At 71.9% G+C, this 21,151-nt stretch carries 20 protein-coding genes and 1 tRNA gene; 11 read left to right on the forward strand and 10 right to left on the reverse strand.

Translation table 11 applies throughout. The features are described 5' to 3' along the window. Positions 1–10: 10 nt before the first annotated feature. Positions 11–1,675, reverse strand: a complete 1,665-nt coding sequence (locus tag ACTMS2_RS03865; RefSeq protein ID WP_441174644.1) for a copper resistance CopC/CopD family protein — start codon at positions 1,673–1,675, stop codon at positions 11–13. A gap of 135 nt (positions 1,676–1,810) precedes the next feature. Continuing rightward, a complete protein-coding gene (locus tag ACTMS2_RS03870) occupies positions 1,811–2,455 on the reverse strand; it encodes a zf-HC2 domain-containing protein (protein WP_363898101.1) in 645 nt (214 codons plus the stop codon). 107 nt (positions 2,456–2,562) lie between these two features. Between ACTMS2_RS03870 and ACTMS2_RS03875 the strand changes: the two genes are divergently transcribed. The 7 genes from ACTMS2_RS03875 (at position 2,563) to ACTMS2_RS03905 (ending at position 6,881) form a co-directional block, all read left to right on the forward strand. After that, the gene (locus ACTMS2_RS03875) at positions 2,563–3,153 is read left to right on the forward strand and encodes a sigma factor-like helix-turn-helix DNA-binding protein (protein ID WP_441174127.1); all 591 of its coding nucleotides are present in this window, start codon (positions 2,563–2,565) and stop codon (positions 3,151–3,153) included. 31 nt (positions 3,154–3,184) lie between these two features. Next, positions 3,185–3,709 (forward strand): MauE/DoxX family redox-associated membrane protein, encoded by a 525-nt coding sequence (locus tag ACTMS2_RS03880; RefSeq protein ID WP_441174129.1) that lies wholly within the window; start codon positions 3,185–3,187, stop codon positions 3,707–3,709. Further along, positions 3,702–4,418, forward strand: a complete 717-nt coding sequence (locus tag ACTMS2_RS03885; protein WP_441174130.1) for a DsbA family protein — start codon at positions 3,702–3,704, stop codon at positions 4,416–4,418. The genes ACTMS2_RS03880 and ACTMS2_RS03885 overlap by 8 nt, the downstream gene beginning before the upstream one ends. Beyond that, on the forward strand, positions 4,415–5,524 hold the full coding sequence (locus tag ACTMS2_RS03890) for a hypothetical protein (RefSeq protein WP_441174131.1): 1,110 nt from the start codon (positions 4,415–4,417) through the stop codon (positions 5,522–5,524). The genes ACTMS2_RS03885 and ACTMS2_RS03890 overlap by 4 nt, the downstream gene beginning before the upstream one ends. Positions 5,525–5,581: 57 nt before the next feature. Continuing rightward, positions 5,582–6,058: a thioredoxin-dependent thiol peroxidase gene (bcp, locus tag ACTMS2_RS03895; protein ID WP_441174132.1), complete on the forward strand. Its 477-nt coding sequence runs from the start codon at positions 5,582–5,584 to the stop codon at positions 6,056–6,058. 133 nt (positions 6,059–6,191) lie between these two features. Beyond that, positions 6,192–6,274: transfer RNA gene (locus tag ACTMS2_RS03900), tRNA-Leu, on the forward strand. 67 nt (positions 6,275–6,341) lie between these two features. Further along, complete coding sequence (locus ACTMS2_RS03905) at positions 6,342–6,881, forward strand: N-acetyltransferase family protein (RefSeq protein WP_441174133.1); 540 nt, start codon at positions 6,342–6,344, stop codon at positions 6,879–6,881. A gap of 191 nt (positions 6,882–7,072) precedes the next feature. Here the strand turns inward: ACTMS2_RS03905 and ACTMS2_RS03910 are convergent, their stop codons facing one another. The 3 genes from ACTMS2_RS03910 to ACTMS2_RS03920 all read right to left on the reverse strand — a co-directional run bounded on the left by ACTMS2_RS03910 (position 7,073) and on the right by ACTMS2_RS03920 (position 9,709). Further along, positions 7,073–7,561: a hypothetical protein gene (locus ACTMS2_RS03910; protein ID WP_441174135.1), complete on the reverse strand. Its 489-nt coding sequence runs from the start codon at positions 7,559–7,561 to the stop codon at positions 7,073–7,075. Positions 7,562–7,959: 398 nt separating this feature from the next. Then, positions 7,960–8,784, reverse strand: coding sequence for an MOSC domain-containing protein (locus ACTMS2_RS03915; protein ID WP_441174136.1), 825 nt, complete (start codon positions 8,782–8,784; stop codon positions 7,960–7,962). 91 nt (positions 8,785–8,875) lie between these two features. Beyond that, on the reverse strand, positions 8,876–9,709 hold the full coding sequence (locus ACTMS2_RS03920; RefSeq protein WP_089001751.1) for a class I SAM-dependent methyltransferase: 834 nt from the start codon (positions 9,707–9,709) through the stop codon (positions 8,876–8,878). Positions 9,710–9,874: 165 nt separating this feature from the next. On the opposite strand from ACTMS2_RS03920, the gene ACTMS2_RS03925 reads away from it, so the two are divergent. Then, the gene (locus ACTMS2_RS03925; protein ID WP_441174138.1) at positions 9,875–10,924 is read left to right on the forward strand and encodes an LCP family protein; all 1,050 of its coding nucleotides are present in this window, start codon (positions 9,875–9,877) and stop codon (positions 10,922–10,924) included. A 110-nt stretch (positions 10,925–11,034) separates the two neighbouring features. After that, entirely contained in the window at positions 11,035–12,585 is a 1,551-nt protein-coding gene (locus ACTMS2_RS03930; protein ID WP_441174140.1) for a sugar transferase, read from the forward strand. Positions 12,586–12,641: 56 nt separating this feature from the next. Here the strand turns inward: ACTMS2_RS03930 and rfbD are convergent, their stop codons facing one another. Together rfbD and rfbB are read right to left on the reverse strand one after the other, a co-directional pair. Further along, on the reverse strand, positions 12,642–13,505 hold the full coding sequence (gene rfbD, locus ACTMS2_RS03935; protein ID WP_441174141.1) for a dTDP-4-dehydrorhamnose reductase: 864 nt from the start codon (positions 13,503–13,505) through the stop codon (positions 12,642–12,644). Next, positions 13,502–14,515, reverse strand: coding sequence for a dTDP-glucose 4,6-dehydratase (gene rfbB / locus ACTMS2_RS03940; RefSeq protein WP_441174143.1), 1,014 nt, complete (start codon positions 14,513–14,515; stop codon positions 13,502–13,504). The genes rfbD and rfbB overlap by 4 nt, the downstream gene beginning before the upstream one ends. An 86-nt stretch (positions 14,516–14,601) precedes the next feature. On the opposite strand from rfbB, the gene rfbA reads away from it, so the two are divergent. Further along, on the forward strand, positions 14,602–15,489 hold the full coding sequence (gene rfbA / locus ACTMS2_RS03945; RefSeq protein WP_441174144.1) for a glucose-1-phosphate thymidylyltransferase RfbA: 888 nt from the start codon (positions 14,602–14,604) through the stop codon (positions 15,487–15,489). Then, on the forward strand, positions 15,486–16,109 hold the full coding sequence (locus ACTMS2_RS03950; RefSeq protein ID WP_441174145.1) for a dTDP-4-dehydrorhamnose 3,5-epimerase family protein: 624 nt from the start codon (positions 15,486–15,488) through the stop codon (positions 16,107–16,109). Before rfbA ends, ACTMS2_RS03950 begins: the two co-directional genes overlap by 4 nt. A gap of 123 nt (positions 16,110–16,232) precedes the next feature. On the opposite strand, the gene ACTMS2_RS03955 is transcribed toward ACTMS2_RS03950, so the two are convergent. The 3 genes from ACTMS2_RS03955 to ACTMS2_RS03965 all read right to left on the reverse strand — a co-directional run bounded on the left by ACTMS2_RS03955 (position 16,233) and on the right by ACTMS2_RS03965 (position 20,830). Then, entirely contained in the window at positions 16,233–17,492 is a 1,260-nt protein-coding gene (locus tag ACTMS2_RS03955; protein ID WP_441174146.1) for a DUF1501 domain-containing protein, read from the reverse strand. A gap of 1 nt (position 17,493) precedes the next feature. Beyond that, positions 17,494–18,759, reverse strand: a complete 1,266-nt coding sequence (locus tag ACTMS2_RS03960) for a DUF1800 domain-containing protein (protein ID WP_441174147.1) — start codon at positions 18,757–18,759, stop codon at positions 17,494–17,496. Between the two features lie 172 nt (positions 18,760–18,931). Then, the gene (locus tag ACTMS2_RS03965) at positions 18,932–20,830 is read right to left on the reverse strand and encodes a S8 family serine peptidase (RefSeq protein WP_441174149.1); all 1,899 of its coding nucleotides are present in this window, start codon (positions 20,828–20,830) and stop codon (positions 18,932–18,934) included. Positions 20,831–21,151 lie beyond the last annotated feature (321 nt).

Here is a 21,151-nt window from a genome sequence, read left to right on the forward strand (position 1 = left end):
AGCCTTCCTGTTACCTGATCGGCACGGTGGCGGTCACCGTGGCCTGGTCGATGTCCGACGTGCGGACGGTGACGCGCAGCTGCCACTCCCCGGCCGCCGGGAAGTTGATCTCGCCGGTGGCGTGGTTGTCGGTCAGGGGCAGCAGCGGGACCTGGATGGGCTCGATCCCCGCCGTCGGCAGGGCGACCGTGGCCCGCCACTCCACCACCGGCTGGGGCCGGTTGTCCTTGGTGTACGCGTAGAAGTGCACGGTGTTGTTGCCCCGCTCGGCCGGGTCCAGCTCGATCTGGAGCGAGTAGTTCGGGCTGGACAGCGTCGTGGAGAAGTAGCGGGGCGTCGAGCCGGCCACGTCGGCGCCGGCGGTGCGGGCGGGGGTGGTCTGCACCAGGACGGCGGACAGGCCGAGGACCACCGCCGTGATCGCCAGCTCCGCCCAGACCGCCCGCCGCATCGACGTCGGCCGGCCGGCCGCGGTGCGCCGGCGCACCAACTGCCGGGAGTACGCGGCCACCGCGATCACCAGCACGAAGAGCGCGATCTTGCCCAGCACCAGCCGCCCGTAGAAGGTGTCGACCAGCGCGCGGGGGGTGGCCACCTCGATCAGCGCCTGTACGGTGCCGGCGAGCAGCAGCGCCGACACCGCCAGCGCCGCCCAGCGCGACCAGATCGGCAGGATCGCGCCCAGCTCCCGCTCGTCGGCCCGGGGCAGCAGGAAGACGGCGAGCAGCACGAGCCCGCCCAGCCAGACCGCCATGCCGCCCAGGTGCACGGCGTCGACGACCACGGAGACCGCCGGGGCGGGCGAGGCCGCCGGGTGCCCGGCCAGCGGCCAGGTCACCAGCGCCGCCGCACCGAGTACGCCCAGGATGACCAGGTCGCTGCGTTCGACCGGCCCTGCCATCAGGGGCCGGAGCAGGAACGCCGCCGCCGCCAACAGGCCCAGCCGGACCAGGTGCGCGGCGCCGAAGGCGCTGCCCAGCACGTCGCTCAGCCCCTGGCCGGTGACGTCGAGCACGCCGCCGCCGGCGGTGTAGGGCACCTGGAGCAGGAGGTTCGCCACCGTGGAGACCGCCAGCAGGCCGAGCCCCGCCCAGGCCAGGCGGGCCGGGCCCCGCCGGGGCAGCCGCCGGGGCCAGAGCGCGGCGAGCACCAGCGCCGAGCCGACGAGCAGCAGCAGGCCGACGTAGCCGGCGTACTTGGCGACCTTGACCGCGTTGCCGACGACCGGGTCGGCCCGGCTGTCGTCCCCGCTGTCGACCGGGGGCGTCGAGGGCGCGCCGACGGAGTAGGTGAACGCGCCCGAGACGGGATGGCTGTCGGCGGAGATCACCCGGTAGCTGACCAGGTAGGTGCCGCGCGCCCCGGCGGGGTCGACCGGCACGGTGACCACGGTGCCCTCGAAGGTCGGTTCGCCGCGGTCGGCGCGGGACCCGTCCGGTGCGATCACCCTGATCTTGCCGGGCACCTTGCGGACGGACTCGCTGAACGTGAGCACGACCTCCGCCGGCGCGTTCGACACCACGGCCGAGGCGATCGGGCTGCTGCTCACCAGTACCGCGTGGGCGCTGGCGGGACCGGCGGGTGCGATCAGCAGGGCGACGACGGTGACCAGCAGGCCGGCGATGGCGAGCAGCCGGGCGATCGGGCGGCGGTTGGCGACGTTCATGCCGGCAATGCTCTCGAATCCGACCGGTCCGGCGCGACTCCAACCATGCCCGACGCCGCCGGCGCGACCGCGACCGACGATGCCGGTACCCGCCCGGCCGCGCGCACGTCCGGCGGGATCGCGCCCGGCCCGGCCGGCGCGGCGTCAGCCATGGCGGGCCAGGAGGGCGGCCGACGGCCGGCGGTCCGGCTCGTCGCTGACCCGACCAAGCGCCCAGAGCAGCCCCGCCTGCACCACGGCGGCCAGGTGACCGACCTCGTGCACCAGGGCGGTCGTCGAGTTCGCGATGTCCACCGCGCTGGTACCGGCCAGGCAGACCGCCAGCACCAGTGCCACCGGCACGAACGCGCGGGCCCGCTCGGGCCGCCACGCGGCGAGCGCGAAGCCGACGGCCAGCGCCACGTCGAAGGAGGCCATCTCGCGGCTGGTGTGCGGATCGACGCTCACGCCCAGCCCGGCGAGCAGCACCGGCAGGGCGATCGACAGCTGGGCGACCGCGGCCACCGCGACCGCCACCCGCAGCACCTGCCGGCGGGCCGCCCGGGCCGCCGCCCGGGTACGTCCCGCCGCGAGCGGGTCGGCGGCGACGGCCGCCAGCACCGACGCGGTGAGGTCCGGCACCGCCACCGCCTGCACCCGGACCAGCCGGGTCACCTGCTCGGCCCGGGCCAGCCAGGCCCGGCAGCCGGGGCAGCTCTCCGCGTGCGCGTCCAGCACCGCCGGCGCCGCCAGCGGGTCCTCGCCGTCCAGCCGCGCCGACAGCGCCGCGCGTACGTCGTCGCATGTCATGTGGGGGTAGTCGGACGGCGCGACGGAATAGTTCCCGAGGTGGCGCAGGCCATGGAAGGGCCGAAGGACTCTCCCGGCCCCGGCGCCGCCGCGTAACCTGGATTGTCGTGATCCCCGCCCCGCGCGAGACCCCCGCCGCCAGTCCGACCGGTGACGCGGGCGCCACCGCGCGGGAATCGGCGACCGAGTGGGCCCTGGCCGCCCGCGACGGGGACCCCGTCGCCCAGGCCGCGTTCGTCCGGCTGACCCAGGCCGAGGTGTGGCGTTTCACCGCCGCCCTGGTCGACCCGGACAGCGCCGACGACCTGACCCAGGAGACCTACCTGCGGGCGTTCCGGGCGCTGCCGGCGTTCGAGGGCCGCTCCAGCGCACGCACCTGGCTGCTGGGCATCGCCCGCCGGGCCTGCGCCGACCACCTGCGCACGGTCGTCCGTCGCCGCCGGCTCGGCGAGCGGCTCGCCGCCAACGCCTGGACGGACCGGCCGCACCCGGACCCCGCCGGCCAGTTCGGCGCCGCCGACCTGGTGCGCCGGCTGCCCGCCGAGCGACGCGCGGCGTTCGTGCTCACCCAACTGCTCGGCCTGTCGTACGCCGAGGCCGCCGCCGTGGAGGGGGTGCCGGTGGGCACCATCCGCTCCCGGGTGGCCCGGGCCCGCAACGACCTCGTCGAGGCGGTCGGCGACGCCCTCGCCGGATGACCGGGAACTTCCACCGGGGACGGGACGACCAATGATCGTGACCGCACCGCACACCCGGGTCGCCCGCTGGCCCGCCGTCCGCCCCTGGCTCGGGGTCGCCGTCCGGCTGGGCCTGGCCGCCGTGTGGCTGGTCGCCGGCGGCAGCAAGGTCGGTGACCTGGCCGCCTCCGGCCGCGCCGTCAACGCCTACCAGGTCATGCCGTACGACCTCGCCACGATGATCGGCGCGGCGCTGCCCTTCGTCGAGCTGGCGCTGGGCCTGCTGCTGCTGATCGGGCTGGCCACGCGGCTCTCCGCCGGGATCTCCGCGGCGCTGCTGGTGGTCTTCATCGTCGGCATCGTCTCGGCCTGGAGCCGGGGCCTCGCCATCGACTGCGGCTGCTTCGGCGCCGGCGGGGAGCTCGCCGAGGGCCAGACCCCGAGCTACCTCCCGGAGATCCTCCGGGACCTGGGCTTCCTGGCACTGGCCGGGTTCCTGCTGATCTGGCCCCGCACCCCCGTCTCCGTGGACGGCTGGCTGGCGGGGGACGCATCCGTGGAGGACGAGGATGAGTAGTCGCAAGGGGCAGAAGGGCGCCGCCCGGGTGGTCCGCGAGCAGCTGGCCCGGGAGCGGCGGCGCAAGCGCACGCTCTGGGTCTCCGTGGCCGCCGTGGCCCTCCTGGTCGTCGCCGGCCTCATCGGCTGGAGCGTCTACTCCAGCCAGCGCTCGGACGACTTCACCGCGCCCACCGGCTCGAACGAGGCCGGCACCGGGATCGTCGCCGGATCGGGCCCGGTCACCGTGGACATCTACGAGGACTTCCTCTGCCCGGCCTGCAAGCAGTTCGAGCAGGCCAGCGGCCCGACGCTCGACCAGCTCATCAGCGAGGGCAAGGTCCGGGTCGTCTACCACCCGGTGGCGTACCTGAACCGCTTCTCCACCACCCAGTACTCGACCCGCTCCTCGGCCGCCTCCGGCTGCGCGGCGGAGGGCGGCCGGTACCGCGAGTACGCCAAGGCGCTGTTCGACCGGCAGCCGCCGGAGGGCGGTGCGGGGCTCAGCGACGCGGAACTGGTCGACATCGCGGTGGGGGCCGGCCTCGACCGGGACGGCTTCGCCTCCTGCCTGCGGGAGGGCACCTTCAAGCCGTGGACCGAGCACGTGACGGAGGAGGCCAGCAAGGCCAACATCACCGGCACCCCGACGATCCTGGTCGACGGCGAGGAGATCGCCGACCGCAGCCCGGAGGGGATCAAGGCGGCGGTGGAGGCGGCCGGCAAGTGATCCGCCACCTGGTGACGCGCGCCGGGCTGGTGCTCGTCGGCGCGTTGGCCGCGACGGCCGCGTTCGCCGGGCCGGCCGCCGCGCACGGCGCGGACGCCCCCGACGGCACCGACTACCGCGCCGAGGTGAGCGCCGTCACCCCGGCCCGCCCCGGCCTGAGCGTACGGGTGATCGAGGCGGGCGCGCGGCTGGAGCTGACCAACACCGGCGACCGCCCCGTCGAGGTGCTCGGTTACTCCGGCGAGCCCTACCTGCGGGTCGGCCCCGACGGCGTGTACGAGAACACCCGCTCCCCCGCGACCTACCTGAACCGGACCATCGCCGGGGACACGCGGCTGCCGGCCGAGGCCGACCCCGCCGCCGCGCCCGACTGGCGGCGGGTCGACGACTCCGCCACGGTGCGCTGGCACGACCAACGGGCCCTCTGGCGGGAGTCGGCGCCGCCGCCGCAGGTGCGTGCCGCCCCCGACCGGGAGCACCGGGTGCGGGACTGGACGGTGCCGCTGCGCGCCGGCACCGAGGCGGGGGAGATCCGCGGCACCCTCGACTGGGTGCCGCCGCCGGACGCGTACGTCTGGTGGGTGGTCGCCACGGTCGGGCTGCTGGCCGTGGGGGCACTCGGGCTGTTGCCGGCCCGCTCCGGGCCGGGCGCGCGGGCACTGGCCGGGCTCGGCGGGCTGCTGGTCCTCGGCGGGGTGGCCGCGGTGGTGTTCACCGTGGGCCGGGAGCTGGACGCCGGCGCGCAGGGCGTGGGTGGGGTGCTGACCGGCCTGCTGGGCGGCCAGGTCTGGGCGCTGCTGACCGGGCTCGGCGCGATCGCCGCCGGGGTCTTCGCGGTGGCCCGCCGGCCGGCCGCCGACTTCGCGCTGGCGCTGGCCGGGGCCTGCCTGGCACTCTTCGCCGGGGTGGCGAACGCCGCCGTCTTCGCCCGCGCCGTCGCCCCCGTGCCCTGGCCGGCGACGACGGCCCGGATCCTGATCGCCCTGATTCTCGTCGCCGGTGCCGGCGCCACGGCAGCCGGCGCCCTCCGCCTCCACGCCGCCTCCCGCCCCTCCCCCTCTCCCCGCCCCTCGTCCCCGCCCCCCGCTCCACCCCTCGTCCGCTGACGGTCAGGGGACGGCGTGCCGCCCGGGGCCGGCCGGAGGCGGCGGTAGGGTCGTGCCATGACCGCGCCCGACCGCCTCTCCCCCGGTGACCCCGCTCCGGAGTTCAGCCTCCCCACCGACACCGGCGAGACGCTCTCGCTGGCCGACCTGCGCGGCCGAAAGGTCGTCCTGTACGCCTACCCGGCGGCCATGACGCCCGGCTGCACCAAGCAGGCGTGCGACTTCCGCGACTCGCTCGCCTCACTCCAGGCCGCCGGCTACGAGGTCGTCGGGATCTCGCCCGACAAGCCGGAGAAGCTGGCGAAGTTCCGCGAGCGCGACGCCATCACCTTCCCGCTGGTCGCCGACGTCGACAGGTCCGTGCTGACCGCCTACGGCGCGTACGGCGAGAAGCAGTCGTACGGCAGGACGGTGACCGGCGTGATCCGCTCGACCTTCGTGATCGACGCGGACGGCAAGATCGAGCGCGCACTCTACAACGTCAAGGCCACCGGTCACGTCGCCAAGCTGCGCCGCGACCTCGGGCTGGACTGAGGTCGCCGGCGCACGCCGTCCGCCCGGTTCGCGGCCTCGGGGCCCGGTCGCGCCGCCGGCCGGGCACCCGGGGGTCGATCCCGTGGCCGGGCCCACCACGGATGCGGCGCGACACTCTAGACTTTGCGGGTCGGCGGGAGTGGCGTAACGGCAGCCGCGGTAGGTTTAGGTCCTATTGTCCGAAAGGACGTGGGGGTTCGAATCCCCCCTCCCGCACCGAGCACCCCTGTCGCGCGCATCACGATCGGGGGTCGGCGCGGTCCCGCACGGTGAGGATTACCGGGTGAGCCTGCGCTTCGTCCTCGATCCCGAGCTGACCCCCGAGCTGCGCGAACGGATCGTCGACCTCTGGGTCGACGTCACCAACGCCGGCGGCGCGGTCGGCTTCGTGCCACCGGTCACCGCCGCCGACGTCCGGCACACGGCGGAGCCCACCTTCGCCGGCATCACCGACGGCCCCGACCGCCTCCTCGTCGGGTACGCGGGCGGGCGACCCGTCGCCGCGCTGATCTTCTGCGACAACCGGTTCGGCCTCAAGGCACACTGGTGCGTACTGAAGCGGGTGATGGTCCATCCCGACACCCAGGGCCACGGGTACGGCGCCGCGCTGATGCGCGAGGCCGAGCGCCTCGGCCGCACGATGGGCTGGGAGGCGCTGCACGTGACCGTCCGCGACGGGCTGGGGCTGGACCGGTTCTACCGGGGACTCGGTTACCGGGAGATCGGCCGGCTGCCCGGCGCGCTGCGGGTCGCCCCCGGCGACGACCGCGACGAGATCCTCATGTGGCTGGACCTCACCGCCCCGCCGGCACCCGCACGCTGAGCCGCGAGCCCGGCCTCATCCCCCGCACCTGCGCGGCGACGTGGACCCGGGCGCGGAAGGCGCGACCACCGCGCCCGGGGCTTGCCGCTTGAAGACGCGCGGGGCCCCAGACAGCGGAGCCCCGCGCGGAAAGCGAGCCGTACCACCCCGAGAGCAACCCGAGGTCTCAGGACACCGACTGGCTGTCCGGATCAGCCCGTGACCCGCAGCTCGAGCAGGACGGCAGGGGGCAGGGTGTCGTCTTCTCCCACCCCGACACCGACCCAACCGTTCTTGGGGAGGGCAACCGTCTGGGTTTCGCCGTCCACGCTCACCCTGGCGGATGCCGTGTGACTGTCACCACGGATCTGGTAGACATCCGAGATCTCCAGGGTCAGGTAGCCGGGTGCGCCCTTGACCGTGAAGCAGTATCCGCTGAGCTTCGCGTAGCTCCGGACGATGATCTGGTTGGTGGCGCCGGTCACGCACTCGGCAAAGATGATCTTCCCGTCACCCTTGATCAACTTGATGCCGTCGCTGGCTTCGATCTGGGCGGCCCCCGGGTAGCTGAAGTCCTCCTCGATCGAGGGCGGCGCGTCCTCCAAGGCAGCGCTGGCGGCGCCGGAGACCAGCGTCATGCCGCCTGCGACGGCGACGCCGGCGACCAATCCGGTGACGAGCAACGCCCGAAAGTTCTTCACTCATGACCTCGCTTACCTCGAACATGGCCCAACAGGATCGGTGGCTTGGCGTTGGCCGCCGTCGTCGCGACGCCCGCAGTCCAGATCGGGCGACGGACGCTCCGGGGAGAAGCGCCGACCATCCTATCGATGCACATGAGTTATCAGAGGCCCCCCGTGAAGCCTCGGAACAAGCTGCGATCGTCGCAGGATTCCGACCTTAGAGCACGCCAGGCAACGCCGCTGCCCCGTCGATCGCCCCCGGAATCGCCCTCCGCACGGGCGAGGAGGGGCGGCGTTCAGGTCACCTAAGGAGATCGACGCTCGCCACAGCGCTCACGCGCGGCCGCCCTCGGCGCGGCCCCCCGCTGGCAGCGGACCCGGCAACGTGGTGCGGCGGAGCCCGCCGTGCGCCCAGCTCACGCGGGGCGATCGGGCACGAGCGGATCGCCGACCGCGATACTGCCCGTTTCCTCGGGAACCAGGTGCAGTCCGAAGAGGAGCTTCCGGTTGACGTTGCGGTGGCGGCCCAGGGTGCGCAGTGGTTCCTTCCCGCGTACGCCCGTCTCCTGGTCGGTGGTCGTGACCACGCAGCGGTCACACGGCCCGGCGGCGCGGAAACGGACGCCGCCGATGCGCAGCGGGCGGCCGACCCAGTCGTCCTCTGCCCAGGCCGACGCACCCTCCACCACCAGGTTGGGGCGGAACCGCGCCATCGGCACGGGCTCCTCGCCGGCCTCGGCGAGCCAGCCGTTGAGCGCGTCGAGCGAGGCGGCGGTGGCCAGCAGCAGCGGATAGGCGTCGGCGAAGCTGACCCGGTCGCCGGTGTCGTGCTCCCGGTCCCCCGGCGGGATGTGCCGGGTCGGTCGGGCGAGCCAGACCAGCCGGGCGGCGCGGCCCAGGACCTGACCGACCCAGGCGTCGGCCGCCGGCCCGGCGGAAAGCGCGGGCACCGGCAGCTTCCGGTTGCGGAACGTCCGCACCGCGACGGGCTCGCCGCCCGTCGGCTCGGGCACGTCCAGCTCGGGATGCCCCTCGGCGCGCAGCAGCAGCCCGCCGACGTGCGGCGTGGCGTGCAGGGCGACCAGACGCACGGTCTCCCGCTGGGTGACGCCGACGCCCTCGGCGTCGACGATCATCCAGCGCCGGTCGCCGGCCAGGCCCCACGGCTCGACCCCCGCGACGTCGTGGTCGAGCCGGTGGCAGCCCTTGACGGGGTACGTGTGGATGGCGCTCAACCGCATGCGCCCACCCTGCCACGGCCCGCGGCCGACCGGTGCCCCGGAGAGTGCTGGGCTGCTCACCCGGGCGCCCGCGCCGAGCCTGAGGGGCACCTCACCAGGCGACGCCGATGCCGTCTCCCGGGTACCAGTGGTTGGCGGGCGTCTCCCGGTAGGCGAGGAACCGCCGGCCGGTGCGCTCGGCGTGCTCGGCGAGGACGTTGGTGGCGGTGACGTTGTCGGTGAGCAGGAACGCCCCCGGCGCCAGCCTGCTCTCGACCGCCTCGAACTCGCGCTTCTCGTGGGCCCGGCTGTGGTCGCTGTCGTGCAGGAAGAGGTCGACCGGCCGGTCGAGCGCGGCGATGGAGGCGATGGAGTCGCCGATGACCAGGTCGACCACCTCCGACCAGGGCGCGGTACGGGCGAGGTAGCCAGCCTCGGGGTTGATGTCCAACGAGGTGACCCGGCCGGGGTGGCCGTCGGCGACGTTGCGCAGCAGCGCGGCGGCGAGCACGCAACTGCCGAGCCCCTTGTCGACGCCGGTCTCCACGACGTGCGTCGGCTTCGTGGCGCGCACGATGGCGTACCAGCCGATGCGGCGGGCGTAGCGGACCTGTCTGTCGGCCAGGCCCCGGCGGGCGGCGCCGGCGGTGGCGGACTCGATGTGCCGGCGCAGCACGTCGTCCGACTCGATCTCGGCGAAGTACGCCCGGACCTGCTTGACGGGCACGTCGCAGACCACGCTGACGAACCAGGCGAGGTGGTGGCGGCTCAGTTTGGTCAGCTCGTACGTGTAGTTGTGATGCTCCCGCGAGGTGACCAGCCAGCGGGCCGACGTGCGCAGCACCTTGGCGTCGTGGCGGGCGACGCGGGCCAGGCGCTTGGGGAAGGCCGCGACGGGGGCGAGGCGGGTGCGGGCGATGGCCCGTCGGAGCTTCGTTGCGTCCACGGAAGGGTTCTACCAGCCGGAAGCGAACAGGTGTAGGGGAAAGCTCCGTTGGCCCGGATGAGGTGGACCGTGTACGACGGAATGGGACGGGTCGGCACGGATGGGGGCCGTCACCAGCCGGATGAGGGTACGCGCACACCCCTGCGGATAAGTAGCATCGCCGCCATGCCAGTTCCACAACAGTTCGTTGAGCCGAATCCGGTCGCCGACCAGACCGGGCGCAAGCCGGGGAAGCACGCGGAGCCTCGTCGCCGGTGGCGGCGCGTCGCCCTCATCAGCCTGCTGGTGGTGGCGCTGCTCGGCGGCGGCGGCCTGATCGCCGGCGGGCTCTACCTGCGATCCGTGGAGTCGGACATCGAACGCGTCGACGCCTTCGCGGACGTTCCCGAGCAGGGGCGCCCGCAGGCGGTGGCCAAGGGCGCGATGAACATCCTGATCCTGGGCAGCGACACCCGTGACCCGGAGAGCACGTCGGGCTCCCGCACGGACACGATCATCCTGGCCCACCTGCCGAAGGACCGGTCGAGCGCCCAGCTGATCTCGATCCCCCGCGACACCTGGGTCCCCGTGCCCCGGTCGAAGGACGGCAGCCAGGGCGGCCGGGACGCGAAGATCAACGCCGCGTACGCGTGGGGTGGCGTGCCGTTGATGGTGCAGACCGTCGAGAAGTTCACCGACGTGCGGATCGACCACGTCATGATGGTCGACTTCGCCGGCTTCAAGGAGATCATCGACGCTCTGGGCGGCATCGACATCGACGCGGAGAAATCGTTCACCTCGATCCACCCTCCGTTCCGCACCTTCCGGCAGGGGGTGCAGCGGATGGACGGTGAGACGGCGCTCGACTACTCACGCCAGCGCAAGCAGTTCCCGGACGGGGACTTCGCCCGCATCCGGCACCAGCAGCAGGTCATCAAGGCGATCCTGGACCGCGCCGTGTCCGGGGGCATCGTCACGAACCCGGGGAAGCTGAACTCCTTCGTCAAGGCGACGTCGAACGCGGTGTCGGTGGACGAGAAGATGTCCCTGTTGAGCATGGCGACCGACCTGCGTGGACTGCGCGGCGACAACCTGCGCTTCATCACCAGCCCGACGAAGGGCACCGGTCGGGTGGGTAGCGAGAGCGTCGTGTTCGCGAACACGGAGAAGGCCAGGTCCTTCTACGACGCGGTACGACGAGACGCCGTAGCGGAGATCGTCAACGCCGGAAAGTAGGAGGTCGTACTGCCGTCCCGGCTCTGGTGACACGCGCGGACCGGTCGTATCCTTCGTTCGCCTCGAAGCTGCCGCGTGCCGCCGGGGCAGTCAACGGGGAAGGACCGACCATGTCCAGGCAACAGGCGATGGGCCACCACGCCACCACACCGCAGCGCGACGACATGGCGGCGCAGGGCATGAGGGCGGAGGTGCGCGGCGGGACCGACGCCGGAGGCGGTGCCACCGGAGCGCTGCCCACCTCCACGCCGCCGGCGGGCGGTCAGGCGAGCGACGCCCCGCCCCGCCCCGGCCTCGACGTGACGGCGGTGCTGCCGTACGCGAGTTCCCGTGCCTCCACGCGCACCCGGGGGCTGCGGGCCTGGATGATGACGGCGCCCGTCGACGTGGCCGCCCTGCTGGCGCCCCTGCTGATCAGCCTCCAGTACTGGCGCGGGACGCTGGCCATGGCCGGCCTGACGGTGGCCATCTTCGCGGCGGGCGGGCTCTACCGGGCCCGTCGCCACGTGAGCATCCTCGACGAGCTGCCGAGCCTCTGCGGGCGGCTGCTCGCGTCCGCGGCCGTGATCACCATCGTCGCGGCGCTGCGTCACGACTCCGCGGAGTACGTGGGCGGGTTCGCCCGCGGGGTGATCATCGCGGCCGGGCTGGTCATCGTCGGTCGTGTCTTCTCGCGGGAGTTCGCCACCATCGCCCGCAAGCGCCGGTGGGTGGAGCACAACGCCATCATCATCGGCAGCGGGCCGATCGCCGTGGAGCTCGCCCGGCTGCTGCGCCGCTATCCCCAGTACGGGCTGCGCTTCGTCGGCTGCGTCGACTCCACGCCTCCGCAGGTGTCGGCGGCGCTCCCCCTGATCGGCACCCTGGACCAGCTGGAACCGCTCGTCCGGATGGTCGAGTGCGACGTGCTCCTCATCGCGGACCCGAGCTGCCCGGAGCTGACCCTGATGGAGGTCCTCCGCCAGCCGCGAAGCGCGAGCTGCGACCTGTGGGCCGTGCCACGGCTCTGGGGCTCCCGCTCGCACGGCGACCACATCGGCGCGATCCCGATCGTCAAGGTCGGCGACATCACCCTGTCCGGGCCCCGCTGGGCGCTCAAGCGTGCGTCGGACATCCTCTTCGCCGCCACCGCGTTGCTCCTGCTGAGCCCCGTCCTCCTGCTCTGTGCCGTCGCGACGCTCCTCGACGGCGGCCCGGGCATCTTCTTCTACCAGGAACGGATCGGCCGTCACGGCAAGCCGTTCCACATCATCAAGTTCCGCTCGATGCGTCCTGTCGACGAGCACGAGTCGCAGACGAACTGGTCGATCGCGCACGACCAGCGGGTCGGACCGATCGGCCGCTTCATGCGCCGCACGTCGCTCGACGAGCTGCCGCAGCTCTGGAACATCCTGCGGGGCGACATGAGCGTGGTCGGGCCGCGCCCCGAGCGGCCGTACTTCGTCGAGAAGTTCTCCGCCGAGTACCCCAACTACGCCATGCGCCACCGGGTCGCGGTGGGGCTCACCGGGCTGGCACAGGTCAGTGGCCTGCGCGGCGACACGCCGATCTCCGACCGGGCGCGCTTCGACAACTACTACATCGAGAACTGGTCGCTGTGGCTCGACGCCAAGGTGCTCATCCGGACGGTGGCGGAGGTGTTCCGCGCTGGGGGTCGTTGACAGGCACGGCCGACGCCAGCCGCGGCCGGCCGCGTCGCCGCCTCAGTCGAAACCCCCTAGTGGAGGGTGTCCAGCGCCCGGGTGAGGGCCGAGCGCCAGTCCGGCAGGGGCGGCAGGCCTGCCGCCGCCCAGCGGTTGTGGGCCAGGACGCTGTACGCGGGACGGGAAGCCGGGCGCCGGTAGCGGTCGCTGGTGGTCGGTCGGATGCGGTCGGCGTCGAGGCCGCGGAGGGTGAACACGGCGCGGGCGAGGCCGTACCAGGTGGTCTGGCCCGACGCGGTGCCGTGGTAGACGCCGGGGGCGGCGCGGCCGGCAAGCACCGCGTCGGCCAACGCGACGAGTTGCCCGGCCAGCGCGTACGACCAGGTCGGCTGCCCCCGCTGGTCGTCGACCACGTCGAGATGCTCGCGCTGGTCGGCCAGCCGCAGCATGGTCGCGACGAAGTTCGGTCCGTGTTCGCCGTAGAGCCAGGCGGTGCGCACGATGTAACCGGCGTCGGGGAGGAGCCGGGTGACGGCGAGCTCCCCGACGAGCTTGCTGCGCCCGTACGCGTTGACCGGGGACGTGGTGGCAACCTCCGCATACGGCTCGGTGGCGTCGCCGGAGAAGACGTAGTCGGTGGACAGGTGAATCATCCGCGCGCCGGTTGCGGCACAGGCTTCGGCGAGGTGGGCGACGGCGTGGCCGTTGACGGCGGTGGCGGCCTCCTCCTGCGCCTCGGCCCCGTCCACGTCGGTCCACCCGGCGGTGTTGATCACCACGTCGTGTCCGGCGACGGCGGCTCGCACCGCCTGCGGGTCGGTGATGTCGAGCTCGGCGCGGGTGGTGGCCCTGACGGAGAGGTCACCTCGGGAGCGCAGGACGGCGACCAGGTCCCTGCCCAGCATGCCCCCAGCGCCGGTGACCAGCAGCCGGCTCACGGGGCGATCAGCGGCTTGGTGCCCGCCTTCAGCGGCTCCCACCAGGCCCGGTTGTCGCGGTACCACTGCACGGTCTGCGCCAGGCCGCGCTCCAGGTCGATGCTCGGGGCGTACCCGAGCTCAGTGCTGATCTTGCTGATGTCCAGGGAGTAGCGGCGGTCGTGGCCCTTGCGGTCGGCGACGCGCACGACCTGGTCCCAGCTGGCGCCGCAGGCCTCGATCAGCCGGCCGGTGAGTTCGAGGTTGGTGAGTTCTGTGCCGCCGCCGATGTGGTAGACCTCGCCGGCGCGGCCCTTCTCCTGGACCAGTGCGATGCCCCGGCAGTGGTCGTGCACGTGCAGCCAGTCCCGGATGTTGCCGCCGTCGCCGTAGAGCGGCACGGTGCCGCCGTCGAGCAGGTTGGTGACGAACAGCGGGATGACCTTCTCGGGGAACTGGTACGGCCCGTAGTTGTTGGAGCAGCGGGTGACCACGACGTCCATGCCGTGGGTGCGGTGGTAGGCCAGCGCCAGCAGATCGGAGCCGGCTTTGGAGGCCGAGTACGGCGAGTTCGGCGCCAGCGGCCAGTCCTCGGTCCAGGAGCCCTCCGCGATGGACCCGTACACCTCGTCGGTGGAGACGTGCACGAACCGGGAGGTGCCGTGCCGCAGCGCGGCGTCGAGCAGGTTCTGGGTGCCGAGCACGTTCGTGGTGACGAACGGGGCGGCGCCGTCGATCGACCGGTCGACATGGGATTCCGCGGCGAAGTGCACGATCACGTCGTGGCCGGGAACGACCTCGTCGACCACGGCGGCGTCGCGGACGTCCCGGTGCACGAAGCGCAGCCGGGGATCATCGGCCACCGGTGCGAGGTTGGCGAGGTTGCCCGAATACGTCAACACGTCGAGCACGGTCACCGCCGTGGGTTCGACGCCCGACCCCCTGGCGGCGTCCCCACCGGGCACGCCCAGCAGCATCCGAACGTACTCCGACCCGATGAAGCCGGCACCGCCGGTGACAAGGATCCTCACGGGTCGGAGAGTGTACGCGAAACCCCAGGACAACCGGGGCAGCGAGCCCATTCTCAGGCGCCCGCCGGTGCGGGTAGTCTCGCCCGGTGCGCGGAATCCTTCTCGCCGGTGGCACCGGGTCCCGGTTGTGGCCGATCACCCGTGCCGTGTCGAAGCAGCTGATGCCGGTGTTCGACAAGCCGATGGTGTACTACCCACTCTCCACCCTGATCATGGCAGAGGTGCGGGAGATCCTGATCATCACGACGCCGGAGGACCAGCCCCAGTTCCAGCGGCTGCTCGGTGACGGCAGCCAGTGGGGCCTGCGGTTGGAGTACCGCACGCAGGCCCGCCCGGAGGGAATCGCGCAGGCGTTCCTTCTGGGCGCGGACTTCATCGGCGACGAGTCGGTGGCCCTCATCCTCGGCGACAACATCTTCCACGGCGTCGGCCTGGGCCGGCAGCTCCCCGGCCACGGCGACCTGGTCGGTGGACGGATCTTCGCCTACCCGGTGGCCAACCCTCAAGAGTACGGGGTGGTCGACTTCGACCCGGCCGGGCGCGTGCTGTCGATCGAGGAGAAACCCGCCCGCCCCAGGTCCCGCTACGCCGTGCCCGGCCTCTACTTCTACGACAACCGCGTGGTGGACATCGCCGGCAAGCTGACCCCCAGCGCCCGCGGCGAACTGGAGATCACGGCGGTCAACGAGACCTACCGCGAATGGGGCGAGCTGTCGGTGACGGTGCTGGACCGGGGCACCGCCTGGCTCGACACCGGCACCTTCACCTCGATGATGCAGGCCGCCGAGTTCGTGCGGGTCATCGAAGAACGCCAGGGCCTGAAGATCGGATGCGTCGAGGAGGTCGCCTGGCGGGCCGGCCTGATCGACGACCACCACCTCCGGACGCTCGCCCAGTCCCTGAGCAAGAGCGGATACGGCGACTACCTGCTCGGCCTGCTCGCCGAACGCCAACCCGGGGACACCCACCGATGAAGATGCGACCGCTGAGCATCGACGGGGCCTGGGAGATCAACCCACAGCAGCACGGCGACCCACGCGGGCTGTTCATGGAGTGGTACCGCTTCGACCAGCTCGCTGCCGCGGTCGGGCATCCACTCCGACTCGCCCAGGGCAACCTGTCGGTCTCCGCGCGCGACGTGGTCCGCGGCATCCACTTCGCCGACGTGCCACCCGGCCAGGCCAAGTACGTGACCTGCGTACGCGGTGCCGTCATCGACGTGGTCGTGGACATCCGCGTGGGCTCGCCGACCTTCGCGCAGTGGGAGGCGGTCCGCCTCGACGACGTCGACCGGCGCGCCGTCTACATCGGCGAGGGGCTGGGCCACGGCTTCTGCGCCCTCACCGACGACGCGACCCTGAGCTACCTCTGCTCCACCACGTACAACCCCACCGCTGAGCACACCGTGCACCCCCTCGACCCCGAACTGGCGATCGACTGGCCGGCGGAGTCACCGCAGTTGTCGGCCCGGGACGCAGCCGCGCCGAGCCTGGCCGAGGCGCGGGAATCGGGACTGCTGCCGGACTACCGGACCTGCCGCGCGTTCACCGCCAGCCAGCGGATGGGAGCTGACCCCGCCTGCGGCGGAAGATAGCCACTTCCACCCTGGCGGTGACCGGCGTCCCTGACGGGTGGGCGGGCCGGTGTGCGGTGTTGCGCCCGCGGCGGGACCCGTGATCGTCGCCGCGCCCGGCAGGGCCTCACCAGGGGCCAGGTCTCAGTCGCGCGGGAGGAACGGCAGCATCTTCGGCCCGTACCCGCCGAGGTAGCGTGCCGGGTCCGCATCCAACACCGAGGCCAGCAGCGTACCGAAGACGTCTCGGAAGTCCGTCGTCGCCTTGAGGTCGCCGTCGTCCAGGTCGGTCAGGCTCGGCTGCTCCCCGTAGAGTCCGCCCGCGACCTGAGGACCCAGAACGAAGACGGGCCCGGCGGTTCCGTGGTCGGTGCCGTCGGAGGCGTTCGCCCGAACCCGCCGACCAAACTCGCTGTACACGACCACGGAGACCCGTTGACCGGCCTCGGTCTGCGCCAGCCGGCCCGCGAAGCTGGTCAACGCCTGATCGAGCTGGCGCAACAGCAGCTCGTGGCCGGGCCTCTCCGCCGCGTGCGTGTCGAATCCACCGAGGCTCACCGAATACACGCGGGTGGGGACCCCGGCTTCGACGCAGTGAGCCACCCGGGAAAGCTGTTCGGAGAGGAGATTCGCCCCGCCCGTGCCCGTTGCCGCGATCTCCGGCTCGGCGGGGACGTCCGCTCGGGCGTCCACCGCTTCGGCATCCCGGATGAGCTGGTCGATCTTGATGAGGTTCGCATAGGCGTCCGCAGCCCGTGCCTGCATCTCGGATTCGTTCGGCTCCCGCCGCCCGAGCACGCCGATCATGTCGGTGGTGACCCCGGCCGGCAACTTGAGCCCACCGATACTCACGCAGGCTCCGGTACGGGTCTCTCCCACGAGCAGGGGCGGGAGCATGGGCTCGAAGCTCACCGCGGCCTCCGGCGCGGCCCTGATGCCGTCCAACCATCGACCGATCCAGCCGGAGGTGGCCGGATCGCTCGGTGAGGCGGTCTGCCAGATGTCCATGGACCGGAAATGACTACGGTCCGGTTTGGGATACCCGACCCCGAGGACGACAGCCAGGCGCCGCCCACTCCACAGTCGACTCAGACCCTTCATCACCGGATTCAACCCGAGCGAGTCGTCGATCCGGAGCACCCGGTCAGGCTCGTAGGCCAGCTCGGGTCGGGCCGCGTAGTACGCCGGGTCCGCGTAGGGGACGACCGTGTTGAGCCCGTCGTTGCCGCCGTACAGCGTGACGATGACCAACTTGCGTGTCTTCCGGTGATCATCGCTGGCAGACGCGTCGCCCGCGGTCCGCAGGAGCTCCGCCAGGCCCAGACCCCCCACCCCGGCGGCGATGGCGCTGCCGCCGACGACGCCGGAGGCCAGGAGGAACCTGCGCCGGGTCAATGCGTCCATGTCACGTCACCAGATATTCCGGGCTGGCCAACCCGAGGGTCAGCAGACGCTGCGGATCGGTGGTGCCCTTCAGGGCCGAGTACGTCCTGTTGGTCCATGTCTCGATGGCCAGGACGTGCGCCACGTCTTCCGGAGTCAGCCGCTGGGCCGGGACCAGTTGGGCGATCCGACCGGCAAGGTTCAGGCGGACCTGCGCCGCCCCGACCGTCAGCCACTCCGCTCCGGCGGCCCACCCCTCGACGCTCGGGGGCGCGAACGGCAACTGCCCCATTCGCTCCAGGGCGTTGAGGGCGTACGTCAGCATCTCGTCGGACAGCCTCCCCGGCCGCAGACCCAACTGCCGCATCGCGCCGACGAACCACTCCGTCGGCTGCTTGACCAGCCTGCCGGCGCTGGCCTGGAATGCGTCGTCCTCGAAGAGCTTCCGCAGCATCGCCATCGAGTCCGGGAACGCGCGAACCATGTTGTCGCGGGTGGACATCGGGATCAGGTCGGCCGACGAGGCGTACCGGAACCACAACCGCTCGGCGATGAACCCCGGGCAGGCCTCGTGCTCGAGCAGGAGATCCACCAGCGAGTGGGCATCGAAGTCCTTCGTGACACCGAGGATGCTCTTCCTGCCGCCGTCGTGTGAGGCAGGACTGAAGTACGCGCGGCCGCTGTCGTAGTCGATCTTCCAGCCGGTCAGCGCACGGCCCGCCTCCTTCACGTCCCGTTCGGTGTACCTGCCGATGCCGAGCATGAAGAGTTCCATCAACTCGCGGCCGAGATTCTCGTTGGGCGCGGTCCGTGTGTTGAGTTGCCCGTCGAGCCAGTAGATGAGCGCCGGGTCGGTGATCATCCAATGTGCCATGGTCGCGAAGTCGAGCGAGCTGCGCAGCGTCCTGTGCTGCTGGAGCATCAGTTGCGGGCGGATCACCTTCCGGACCGAGGTGGCCCAGTGCCCGTGCCAGAAGAACCACAGCTTCTCGCGGGTCTGGTGGTCTGCGACAGTGAGGCGATCCAGCCACCACTGGGTGATCCGCTTCGTCTGCTCCCGCCGCTTCTCATCGCCCTTGCTCCGCTGGCTGGGAGTGGGGTTCGACAACCCGGCGAAGGGATCCGGGCCGAGTCCCGGCACGGGAGCCTTCAGCGCACCCACGTCCGGCGCTGTCGGCGCTGTCAGGGCGGCGACCGTCGCCCCGTACCCTGCCTTCTTCGCGGCGGCCAGCTCGGCGGACGTGGGACCGAAGCCGGCGCGGCGAAGAAGCAACGAGGCGTCGGCCATGCAGCAAATGTATGCGAAGCCCTTGGTGCGGGCGGACCCCGGGGCCGGGTACCAGCCGGTCGCGCCCGGAGTGTCGCGGTGACGCGGATGGGCCGCCGAGACGCGCATCGCACGTGTCTCGACGGCCCACTGACCCTGCCGCGTCAGGACGGGATCTTCAGTCGCCGGTCACTCAACCGACCTTCAGGACCTCGTAGGTGAACATCGTCGAGGGGCCCGGGTCGGCCGCGAACGGATCGAAGTTGGCGATCAGCGCCGAGTTGCCGCTGTTCGGCGCCTGCACCAGGTTGTAGTTGGTCTGGGACTGGAACAGCAGGTTGCCGTCACCCCAGTGGTAGAGCCAGAAGGACTGCTCCGTGCCGATCGCGGTGGCGTTGGCGATGAGTGGCCGGGTGCCGCCCGACGGCGCGCTGACGTAACGCTGGTTGACGTGGGAGCGCAGTGCGACGGCATCGGCGCCCATGTCGAGCATGTCGAACTTCTGCCAGTCGGTGGTCACGGTGGAGTTGGCGATCAGGGGACTCCTGCCGGCGTCCGCCGCGGTGACGAACCTGCCGTTGACGGCCGCGCGGAGCACGACGACCGCGGCGGGTGAGGCCCAGATGAACTTCTCGGGTCCGCCGATGGTGGTGGCGTTGTTGATGAGTGGCAGGGTGCCGCTGGACGGGGCGGTGACGTACTTGCCGTTGATCTTGGCGATCAGGCTCGTGGTGCCGTCGCCGTTCATGACGACCTGGAACCGCTGGGCGTCGGTGATGGTGCTGCTGTTGGCGTACAGCGCGGCGGTGCCGCCGGCGGTAGCGGTGACGTACTTGCCGCTGGCCCAGGACCCGAACGCGACGTAGCCGCTGCCGGCGTCGACCACGGTGAACTTCTCCGAGTCGCCCATCTGGTTCATGGGCTGGGTGGGGGTCAGCGGCTGGGTGCCGCCGGCGCCGACCGAGACGTTCTTGCCGTTGGTCAGGGACCGCAGGCCGGTGACCTGCGGCACGGCGGTGGTGCCGATGCGCAGCATCACGTCGCTCGTGTTGTAGGCGGCGGTGTTCCGCACGACCCGCCGGGTGCCGCCGTAGACGATGACGTTACGCACCTGGGTGGGCGCCCAGGACGGGTTCGCCGACAGCAGCAGCGCGGCGGCGCCGGCCACGTGCGGGCTGGCCATCGAGGTGCCGCTGTACCGGCCGATCGCGGTGTCGCTGGTGGCCACCGAGGACGAGATGTGGTGCCCCGGCGCGTGGATGTCCACACACGGCCCGTAGTTGGAGAACGAGGCGCGGAAGTCGACCTCGTCCGTGGCGCCCACCGTGATCGCCGAGGCCGCGCGGGCCGGCGAGTACGAGCAGGCGTCGTCCTGGCTGTTGCCGGCGGCGACGGCGTAGGTGATCCCGGAGGCGATGGACGCCTCCACCGCGGCGTCGATCGCGGCGCTGACTCCACCGCCGAGGCTCATGTTCGCCACCGCCGGCTTCACCGCGTTCGCCGTGACCCACTCGATGCCGGCGATGACACCGGCCTCCGTGCCGTTGCCCTCGCAGTCGAGCACCCGCACGCCCACCAGCTGCACGGCCTTGGCCACACCGTAGTTGGTGCCACCGATGGTGCCCGCGACGTGCGTGCCGTGCCCGTCGCAGTCGTTCGCGACCGGGTCGTTGTCGATGAAGTCGTAGCCGTTGCTGGCGCGCCCGCCGAACTCCTGGTGCGTGATCCGGATGCCGCTGTCGATGACGTAGGCGTGCACGTTGCTCGCCGTGTTCGGGTACGTGTACCGCTTGTTCATCGGCGCGAAGATCTGGTCCAGCCGGTCCAGCCCCCACGACGGCGTGTCCAACTGGGTGTCGCTCTTGGACACCTTGCGGTTCTGCTTGACGTAGGCCACCTCGGGGCTGGCAGCCAGCCGCTTCGCCTGCGCCTCGTTCATCCGCCCCGCGAAACCGCGGATCGTGCGCGTGTACGTACGCGACACCGTGCCGCCGTACCGCTTGGTCAACGCGGTGGCGTTCGCACCGACCTGGGCCGGCGTGGCCTTGCCGTCCTTGAACACCACGATGTAACTGTCCTTGATGGCCCCCATGTCGGCGGCACCCAGGATTCCCGCAACCTTCTTGTCGTCCGGCGGAGCCGCGGACGCGGCACCCCCGCCGGACACGGTTGCCGCGGTCGCGACAGCGGCGAGCGCGAGCCCCGCCACAACCGACCGACAAGCTCGACGAACTTGATACACGCCAGACTCCCCGTGGGATGAACGTCCACCGTTGACAATGGACAGCGTTGCCCTTCGGCACAGACGCAGCCCATCTTCGTCGATCAACGTCATCGGCGGCTCAGCCGTTCGGACTAACTGGTGGCGAATGCCAAGGGGTGCGCCCCCGGCCCCTATTACCAAGTGGCGGAC

Source organism: Micromonospora sp. SD12 (assembly GCF_052068495.1).
GTDB classification, from domain to species: Bacteria; Actinomycetota; Actinomycetes; order Mycobacteriales; family Micromonosporaceae; genus Micromonospora; species Micromonospora echinofusca.

Bases quoted from the DNA above. Each gene is read 5' to 3' on its own strand.
- ACTMS2_RS03880 (WP_441174129.1), top strand. From the start codon at position 3,185: ATGATCGTGACCGCACCGCACACCCGGGTCGCCCGCTGGCCCGCCGTC.
- ACTMS2_RS03915 (WP_441174136.1), bottom strand. From the start codon at position 8,784: ATGCGGTTGAGCGCCATCCACACGTACCCCGTCAAGGGCTGCCACCGG.
- ACTMS2_RS03885 (WP_441174130.1), top strand. From the start codon at position 3,702: ATGAGTAGTCGCAAGGGGCAGAAGGGCGCCGCCCGGGTGGTCCGCGAG.
- bcp (WP_441174132.1), top strand. From the start codon at position 5,582: ATGACCGCGCCCGACCGCCTCTCCCCCGGTGACCCCGCTCCGGAGTTC.
- ACTMS2_RS03965 (WP_441174149.1), bottom strand. From the start codon at position 20,830: ATGGGGGCCATCAAGGACAGTTACATCGTGGTGTTCAAGGACGGCAAG.
- ACTMS2_RS03950 (WP_441174145.1), top strand. From the start codon at position 15,486: ATGAAGATGCGACCGCTGAGCATCGACGGGGCCTGGGAGATCAACCCA.
- ACTMS2_RS03955 (WP_441174146.1), bottom strand. From the start codon at position 17,492: ATGGACGCATTGACCCGGCGCAGGTTCCTCCTGGCCTCCGGCGTCGTC.
- ACTMS2_RS03960 (WP_441174147.1), bottom strand. From the start codon at position 18,759: ATGGCCGACGCCTCGTTGCTTCTTCGCCGCGCCGGCTTCGGTCCCACG.
- ACTMS2_RS03870 (WP_363898101.1), bottom strand. From the start codon at position 2,455: ATGACATGCGACGACGTACGCGCGGCGCTGTCGGCGCGGCTGGACGGC.
- ACTMS2_RS03930 (WP_441174140.1), top strand. From the start codon at position 11,035: ATGTCCAGGCAACAGGCGATGGGCCACCACGCCACCACACCGCAGCGC.
- ACTMS2_RS03925 (WP_441174138.1), top strand. From the start codon at position 9,875: ATGCCAGTTCCACAACAGTTCGTTGAGCCGAATCCGGTCGCCGACCAG.